Genomic DNA, 8639 nt, shown 5'->3' with positions numbered 1-8639 from the left:
AGACCTACCAGTCGCGCGTCGGTCGGGGCGGGGCGCCGCGCCAGCATCCGCATGGCCGGCGCCGAATCGCGAGTCGCTGCCGGTGCCGGTGCGCCGGGAGTGCCTCGGCCTGCCGGGGCGCCCGGTGCGCCGGGAGCGACGACCGGCGGCGCGCGCGGCTCACGGGGGCCGGTCGAGTCGGCGGGGGCGCGTGCGGTGGCCTCTCGCCTGCGAAGCGAGTCGAGAGTCGCCTGCGTCCCCACGAGCCGGACGGGCAGGCGCTGCGTCGTGTCCGCGGCCGGCATCACCTGGACCATCGTGGTATCCAGCGGAGAGGCCGGGTCGAGCGGACGGTCGAACACCAGCCGGAAGGTCAACGAGTCCACCACTTCCGCGCTGCGGATCCTCGGCCCGGTCGTGTCGTGGACGAACGCGTAGAGCTCCACCGCGGCGGAGTCGCCCAGCGTCACGCGCACGGTGTCGTACGCCTCGCGCGGCCCGCGCCGCCGGTTGCCGTCCTGGTCTATCGTCCCGTAGACGAGGTACGCGCCGGGCGGGACCTGGCGCATCTCGAAGCTCCCGGACGAGTCCGCGAGCGCGCGGTATGGAAGCGAATCGGGAAGGAGAACGGCCTCGATCAGGGCGCTCACCCCCATCCGGCCGCCGGGCCAGTCCACGATGGCGCCGCGCAGCGCCGCCGCCGGGATCGCGGGTCCGGTCGAGAAGACGATCAGCCTGCCTTCCTTGAGCCGGTTCTGACGAAGGTCGGCGAGCACCGGCAGCAGCTCGACCCGGTAGATGCGCCCCGGCTTGAAGCCGCCGCGTGGCCTCACCGTGAGCCGGTCGCGATGCCAGCTCACGCGCGACACGCCGGTGTCGGGTGACAGGATCACGGCCCCGCTGATCTCCGTCCGCTGCGCGGCGATGCGCTCATTCACCACTTCGTCGAACACGATCTCGACTTCGGACGGTGGCGCCGCGAGGACCGCGCCCGAGTCGGGCGAGACGCGCACGACCAGCGGAGGATCCTGGTCGGGAGGGCCGCCGGGCGGGTCGCCCTGCGATGCACACGAGAGCAAGAGGGCACAGGCGCACAGCCGCACAGGGGCACAGGCGCACAAGCGCACGGTGCGGCTGTGCGGCTGCGCGCCTGTGCGCCTCACCGGCACCCGAGGGTCCGCCGCTTCGCCTCGAGCGCCGCGACCTTCTCCGTCCACTGCGCCTGCTTGGCCCGTTCGCCCGCCACGATCTCCGGCGGCGCCTTGGCCGTGAAGCTCTCGTTGGCGAGCTTCGCCGCGAGTCCGGCGAGCTGCTTCTCCAGCCGCGCCAGTTCGTCGCCAAGGCGCGAGCACTCCTTCCTCACGTCTATCGCATCGCCCAACTCGACATGCATTGACGAACCCTCAGGGAGGATCGCGTGCGCGCCCACACTCGAGGGAGGCGCTTCTTCCAGCCTCGACACCTTCGCGAGCCGCTTGATCAAGTCGCGTCCCTGTTCGAGAGCCTCGCGGGTCTTGCTCGTCAGTCCGGAAGACGACGCCGCGACCGTCTGGTTCGGCTTCAAACCATAGTCCGCGCGGATCTCGCGGATCGCGTTGGTTGCCGCTTGGATCCACGCGAACGAGCCCTCGGCGTTCGCGTCAATGAGCCGGTTGTCCGCCACCGGCCACGGGGCCGTCACGATCGTCTTCCCCGCGTTGCCGGGCAGCCGACGCCACAGCGTCTCCGTGATGTAGGGGAGCACGGGATGAAGCAGGCGCAGCGTCGCGTCGAAGCAGTGTACCGCCACGGCCCGCGCCGCGTCGCCGCCGGGCTGGTCGCCCCGAAGCCGAGGCTTGGCCTCCCCCTCCAGGTACCAGTCCGCGAAGTCGTCCCAGAGGAAGTGGTACGGCGCGCCCACCGCGTCGTTCAGGCGGAACCCTTCCAGGTTCTCCGTCGCCCCGCGCACCACGTGCTGAAGCCGCGAGAGGATCCAACGGTCCGCCAGATGCAGGTCCGGTGCGTTCAGCTCCTCAACCCTCAACGCCTTCTTCTCTTCAACGCTTTCTACGTGCGCCAACACCAGCCGCCCGACGTTCCACAGCTTGTTCGCGAAGTTCCGCCCCGACGCGAACGACCCCTCGAGATCGTCCGGGTCGAGCACGATGTCCGTGCCCACGGCGAGCCCGTGCGTAACGGTGAAGCGCAGCGCATCCGCGCCGTACCGCCGCACCACGTCCAAAGGGTCAATGCCGTTGCCCAGCGATTTAGACATCTTCCGGTGCTGGGTGTCGCGCACGGTGCCGTGCAGGTACACGGTGTGGAAGGGGAGGCGCCCCATGAAGTGGAGGCCCGCGAAGATCATCCGCGCCACCCAGAAGAAGAGGATCTCCGGCGCGGTGACGATCACGTCACCCGGGTAGAAGCGCGCGAGGTCCTCGGTTTTCAGAGGCCAGCCGAGCGTGGAGAATGGCCAGAGCCACGAGCTGAACCAGGTGTCGAGCACGTCCTCGTCCTGGCGCAGCGGGCCGCCGCACGCTTGGCACTTCGACGGGTCCTCTCGATGCGCCTTCGAGGTGCCGCACCCATCGCAGTACCACACCGGGATGCGGTGCCCCCACCACAGCTGCCGCGAGATGTTCCAGTCGCGGATGTTGAGCAGCCACCGCTCGTAGTCGTTGCCGCGCCGCTCGGGGATGAAGCGCACCTCCCCGGTGCGGTACGCTTCCAGCGCCGGCTCGGCCAGCGGCTTCATCTTCACGAACCACTGGTCCGAGAGCCGCGGCTCGACCACCGTCGCGCACCGGTAGCAGTGGCGGATGGCGTGGCGGTGCGGCTCCGTCTTCGCCAGCAGCCCCCGCGCCTTCAGGATCTCCAGCACCCGCTTCCGCGCCTCGAAGCGGTCCATGCCGAACAGCGGCTCCGGGACGCGACCGCCGGGCTTCCCCTCGAGCGAGAGGTCGGCCATGCGGCCGTCCTCGGTCATCACCAGCGGGGCGGGGAGGGCGTGACGCTTCCCGACCTCGAAGTCGTCGGCGTCGTGCGCGGGGGTGATCTTCACGAACCCGCTTCCGAAGGCCGCGTCGACGTGCTCGTCGGCGATGATCGGGATTCGGATCTCGGCGATGGGCAGCACTACCTCGCGGCCCACCAGCGTGCCCTTCGCGTCGTCGTCGGGGCTCACGGCCACCGCCACGTCGCCCAGCATCGTCTCCGGCCGCGTCGTCGCCACCGTCACGAAGCCGTCCTCGCCCTCGAGCGGGTAGCGGAGGTGATACAGCTGCCCGTCGGTCTCGCTGGGCTCGGCCTCCTCGTCCGACAGTGAGGTATTGCAGCGGGGGCACCAGTGGATCACCCGGTGGCCGCGGTAGACGAGCCCCTCTTCCCACAACCGCACGAAGACCTCACGGACCGCCCGCGACAGCTCGGGGGAGAGCGTGTAACGGGTGCGCGTCCAGTCGCACGAGCAGCCAATGGCCTTGAGCTGCTCCAGGATCGTACCGCCCGTCTCCGCGACGAACTGCTCGCAGCGCCGGACGAACGCACCCCGTCCGACATCGAAGCGGGTCAGCCCCTCGTTGGCGAGCAGTCGCTCGACCACGTTCTGGGTCGCGATGCCCGCGTGGTCGGTGCCCGGCAGCCACAGCGTATTGCGGCCGCGCATCCGCTCGAAGCGGACGATGACGTCCTGCAAAACGTTGTTGAGGCCCTGGCCCATGTGGAGCACCGCCGTCACGTTGGGCGGCGGGATGACGATGACGAACGGCTTCGCCCGGCCGGCGGGGTCGGGCGTGAACAGATCGCGCGCCATCCACTCGGCGTAGAGCGCCGGCTCGATGGCCGTGGCGTCGTACTGCGGTGCCAGCGGCTCCCGCCCACCCAAGGTATCCGACGCGGTGCTCACGTTCTCCCCACTGTCCCCCATCGCTTTCATCACCTCCATCACCCCATCATCTCCATCACCTCATCACCACATCACCTTCTCTCCCATCTCCCCTAACTCCCCTAACTCCCCTATTTCCCCTATCTCCCCCATCTCCCCTCACCCCGTCTCTCACAAAAAAACCCGCTCATCGCGGGCCGCTGGTCTCGCACTCATCCCCGGGCTAGCCGCGCGCCGCGCGAGGTGTGCTCGGCCCGGGTACCGCCACGACGGTTTCGTCCACGCCCGTCACCAGCAGGTGGTTGAGTACGGTAGCCACGCCATCCACCTCCTGCGCGATGTCGCCGGCGAGCGCCACCTCGGAGACGTGCTCGACGCGGCCGGAGAGTTCGACGAGGCCCATGCCGAGGACCCGGACCCGCACCGGACGCCGCGCCAGTATCACGTCCCGGGCGAGGGCGTCGAGGACCCGGGCTTCAAGGCGCTCCCCGTCCTCCGCCGTCCAGACGCGGGGCGCGCTCCGCAACCGCCGCTCCCGCCACCGCGCCATGGCGGTCGCGATGCGGCGGGTGTTGACCCGGCCGACGCTCTCGCCGGCGATGAAACCGAGAGCGAGCCCGAGCACGCCGCCGCTGATCATCGCGAGGATGTCGGCTGCCTCGATGGCGGGTTCGGATCTGGCTCGTCGCACGACCTCTCCGGTGGCAAGGGCGATAGGCCCCGACTACATTGTGTAACAGTGGCGAAACAGGCTCCCCATCGCAAGTTGCGCCATCTCGGCGAGGTGGTCGTCCGGTGACTGACGAACGGGTCCCGTCGGACCGTCTGACGACCGGCCAGGCCGTGGCTTGGGGGGTCGGGTTCGCCGTCATCCTGGCGTTGCTGGTGCTGTTCTTCAGGTACGGACGGCACGTCAGTCCCCTGCTGAATCTCTGAGGATCGAAACGTGGTCGTCTTCTCGTCTTCACGTCCTCGCGTCCTTGGCCCATCATGACTGAGGAGCTGGTCCTGACGCTCCCCGACGGCTCTGAACGGCGGGTAGCCACGGGCACGACGCCGCGCGCCGTTGCCGAGTCGATCGGCCCGCGGCTGGCGAAGGCCGCGCTCGCCGCGCGGCTGAACGGCTCCATCGTGGAGATGGACCGGCCGCTGGTCTCGTCGGGCCCGTTCCAGCTGCTCACCGACCAGGACGCGGACGCGCTCTTCGTCCTCCGCCACTCCGCCGCGCACGCCCTCGCGACGGCGGTGAGGCGCCTCTTCCCGGATGCCGGCATCGGCTTCGGCCCGCCCATCGAGGACGGCTTCTACTACGACTTCGCCGTGCCGCGTCCCTTCACGCCCGAGGACCTCGAGAAGATCGAGGCAGAGATGCGCGAAGTGGTGAAGGCTGACTACCCGTTCGTGCGCGAGGAGGTGGCGCGCGGCGAGGCGGAGCAGCGTTTCGCCGGCGACCCGCTCAAGCTCGAGCGCCTTGCCGAGATCCGCGACGATGAAGTGATCTCCGTCTACACCGACGGCCCGTTCGCGGACCTCTGCCGCGGCCCGCACCTGCCCAGCACCGGGCGCATCCAGCATTTCAAGCTGCTGCACGGGGCCGGCGCGTACTGGCGCGGCGACGAGCGCCGCCAGATGCTGCAGCGCATCTACGGCACCGCCTGGTTCGGCAAGCAGGAGCTCGAGCGGTACCTCGATCGGCTCGAGGAGGCGCGGAAGCGCGACCACCGCGTCATCGGCAAGGCGCTCGACCTGTTCTCGATCCAGGAGGACGTCGGGCCGGGGCTGATCCTCTGGCATCCCAAGGGCGCGATGCTGAAGTTCCAGCTCTCGCGCTTCATCGAGGACCTGATCCTCGAGCGCGGCTACCACCTGGTGTACACGCCCCACATCACCCGCGAAGAGCTGTTCATCCGCTCCGGCCATCTACCGTACTACGCGGAGAACCAGTTCCCGGCGATGGCGGGCGGAGCCGGGGAGAGTGAAGGGGTGCGCTACCGGGTCAAGCCGATGAACTGCCCGATGCACATCCTCATCTACCAGAGCCAGCAGCGGAGCTACCGCGACCTGCCGCTGCGCCTCGCGGAGATCGCCAACGTCTACCGCAACGAGAGGTCGGGCACGCTGCACGGGATGCTGCGGGTGCGCGGCCTCTCGATGGACGACGCGCACCTCTTCATGCGGCCGGACCAGATCGAGGAGGAGATCTTCAACCTCATCGACCTGACGGACCTGGTGCTCCGCCGCACCTTCGGGATCGAGTACCGGCTCGACCTCGCGACCCGCCCCGATCAGAAGCTGGGGAGCGACGAAGTATGGGACCAGGCGGAAAGCGCGCTCCAGGCCGCACTCGACCGGCGCGGGCTCCCCTACCGTCTGGATGTCGGTGGCGGCGCCTTCTACGGCCCCAAGATCGACGTGAAGTTCAAGGACGCCATCGGGCGAGAGTGGCAGGGGACGACCATCCAGCTCGACTTCATGCTCCCCGATCGCTTCCAGCTCGAGTACACTGGGGCCGACAACAAGCCGCACTGCCCGGTGATGATCCACCGAGCGATCTTCGGCACGCTGGAGCGGTTCATCGGGTTCCTGATCGAGCACTTCGCGGGGGCGTTCCCGCTGTGGCTCGCGCCCGAGCAGGTGCGCGTCCTCCCGATCGGCGACACCCAGAACGAGGCGGCGCGGCGGTTCCACGAAAGCCTGCGCGCGGCCGGCGTCCGTTCGCACCTCGACGCGCGCAGCGAGACGCTGAACTACAAGGTGCGCGACGGCGAGATCGCCAAGGTCCCGTACCTCGCGGTGATCGGCGCGCGGGAGGTCGAGGCAGGCACGGTCGCCGTCCGGATCCGCGGCGCCGGGAAGAAGCAGGACGTGATGCCGCAGCACGACTTCATCGGGAAGCTGAAAGACCAGATCGCGAACCGGGCGATGGCGCCGTGATTCGGGAGCCGGGAGCCGTACCTGCGGTGCGCACGAAGGGAACGGCTGCGCACCTGCGTCGCGCATGAATGGAACGGCTCCCGGCTCCCGGCTCCCGGCATCCGCCTGAGAGGAAGCCCAACACTATGGATAGCCGAAACACACCCGTCATCGTCAGCGCCACTCGCACCCCCATCGGCCGCTTCCAGGGCGGCCTCGCGCCCCTCACCGCGCCTCGGCTCGGCGCCGTCGCCATCCGTGAAGCGGTGAAGCGCGCCGGCGTCGCCGACGCCGACGTGCAGGAGGTCATCATGGGCCACGTGGTCCAGGGCGGCGCGGGACAGGCGCCCGCGCGCCAGGCGGCGATCCACGCCGGTCTCCCCGGCGAGATCCCATCCCTCACGGTCAACAAGGTGTGCGGATCGGGGCTCAAGGCGGTGATGCTCGCCGCGCAGGCCATCAAGGCCGGCGACGCCGAGTGCGTCGTGGCGGGCGGCATGGAGTCGATGTCGAACGCGCCGTATTACATGTTCGGCATCCGCGGCGGGGTGAAGTTCGGGAACCAGACCCTGGTGGACGGCGTCATCAAGGACGGCCTCTGGTGCTCGTTCGGCGACTGCCACATGGGTGCGTACGCCGAGTACACCGCGCAGAAGGCCGGCGTCACCCGCGAGCAACAGGACCGCTTCGCGCTGGAGAGCCACCAGAAGGCGGTCGCGGCGCAACAGGCCTGCGCGTTCGAGGCGGAGATCGCTCCGGTGGAGATCGCGGACCGGAAGGGTAGCCAGATCATCAAGACCGACGAGCCGCCTCGCGCGGACACCACGCTCGAAGCGCTCGGCAAGCTCAAGCCCGCGTTCCAGAAGGACGGGAGCGTGACGGCGGGCAACGCGCCCGGCTTGAACGACGGCGCGAGCGCGCTCGTCGTGACGTCGCTCGCGTTCGCCGAAGCGCACCGGCTGGAGCCCATGGCGCGCATCACCGCTTATGCCGCCGGCGGCGGCGAGCCCAAGGACCTCTTCTTCGCGCCGATCGTCGCGGTGCAGAACTTGATGAAGAAGGAAGGCAGGAAGATCGCCGATTACGACCTGATCGAGGCCAACGAGGCGTTCGCCGTTCAAGCCCTGGCCGACGGGAACGCGCTCGGCTGGGACTGGTCGCGCGTGAACGTGAACGGCGGTGCCGTAGCCCTCGGCCATCCGATCGGGGCGAGCGGCGCTCGCATCCTCACTACCTTGCTGTACGCGTTGCGGGCCCGGAACGCCGCCACGGGTCTCGCCACCCTCTGCCTCGGCGGCGGCAACGCGGTCGCCCTCTCAGTGGAGCGCATGTCATGACGACGCTGCCGTCCGCCACCACCGTCTCGTCCCGGGTCCTGCCGCACTTGCGTCGCGCGCTCCTCGTGACCGTGGGAGCGATGCTGGTCGCGCTGGCCGCGCAGTTCGCGGTCCCGCTCCCCGGCACGCCCGTCCCCATGACGCTCCAGCCCCTCGCCGTGCTGATCGTCGGAGGGCTGCTGGGCCCGGGCTACGGGGCCCTCAGCCTCGCAGTGTATCTCGAGATGGGCGCGGTCGGCCTGCCGGTCTTCACGCCGTTAGGCGCGCCAGGGCTCGCGCGGCTCTTCGGCCCGACGGGCGGGTTCCTGCTGGCCTATCCCATGGCTGCGGCGCTGGTGGGATGGGTGGTACAGCGCAACGTCGGAACGTCGGAAGGGGACATTCGTTCCGCCGTTCCGTCGTTCAAACGTTCCACCCTCGCCGCATTGGCCGGCATCGTCACCATTCACGTCGGCGGCGCGGCCCAGCTCCTCGTGCTCACCGGAAGCGCCCAAAGCGCGATCGCCATGGGACTCGTCCCGTTCATCCTGGGAGACCTGTTGAAGGTG

Annotated in this window: 7 protein-coding genes; 4 read left to right on the top strand and 3 right to left on the bottom strand. The window is 69.4% G+C overall.

Going from position 1 to position 8639, the window contains the following annotated elements; genetic code table 11:
- From Q8Q85_06005 to Q8Q85_05995, 3 genes are all read right to left on the bottom strand, one after another.
- Positions 1–992: Ig-like domain-containing domain (locus tag Q8Q85_06005; protein MDP3773805.1), on the bottom strand; the 992-nt coding region annotated here is incomplete at its 3' end.
- A gap of 146 nt (positions 993–1138) precedes the next feature.
- Positions 1139–3901 carry a valine--tRNA ligase gene (locus Q8Q85_06000; protein MDP3773804.1) on the bottom strand — a complete coding sequence of 921 codons (2763 nt, stop codon included), beginning with the start codon at positions 3899–3901 and terminating at the stop codon, positions 1139–1141.
- Between the two features lie 163 nt (positions 3902–4064).
- Positions 4065–4532 (bottom strand): BON domain-containing protein, encoded by a 468-nt coding sequence (locus Q8Q85_05995; GenBank protein MDP3773803.1) that lies wholly within the window; start codon positions 4530–4532, stop codon positions 4065–4067.
- A 104-nt stretch (positions 4533–4636) separates the two neighbouring features.
- Between Q8Q85_05995 and Q8Q85_05990 the strand changes: the two genes are divergently transcribed.
- From Q8Q85_05990 to Q8Q85_05975, 4 genes are all read left to right on the top strand, one after another.
- Positions 4637–4777, top strand: coding sequence for a hypothetical protein (locus Q8Q85_05990; GenBank protein MDP3773802.1), 141 nt, complete (start codon positions 4637–4639; stop codon positions 4775–4777).
- Between the two features lie 54 nt (positions 4778–4831).
- Positions 4832–6775, top strand: a complete 1944-nt coding sequence (thrS, locus tag Q8Q85_05985; GenBank protein ID MDP3773801.1) for a threonine--tRNA ligase — start codon at positions 4832–4834, stop codon at positions 6773–6775.
- Between the two features lie 125 nt (positions 6776–6900).
- Entirely contained in the window at positions 6901–8091 is a 1191-nt protein-coding gene (locus Q8Q85_05980) for an acetyl-CoA C-acetyltransferase (protein MDP3773800.1), read from the top strand.
- Positions 8088–8639, top strand: a 552-nt coding sequence (locus Q8Q85_05975) for a biotin transporter BioY (GenBank protein ID MDP3773799.1), incomplete at its 3' end; no start/stop codon positions are given. The genes Q8Q85_05980 and Q8Q85_05975, both read left to right, overlap by 4 nt.

It is taken from the genome of Gemmatimonadales bacterium (assembly GCA_030697825.1).
Lineage (GTDB): Bacteria > Gemmatimonadota > Gemmatimonadetes > Gemmatimonadales > JACORV01 > JACORV01.
This window is presented reverse-complemented; position numbering and strand designations above follow the sequence as displayed.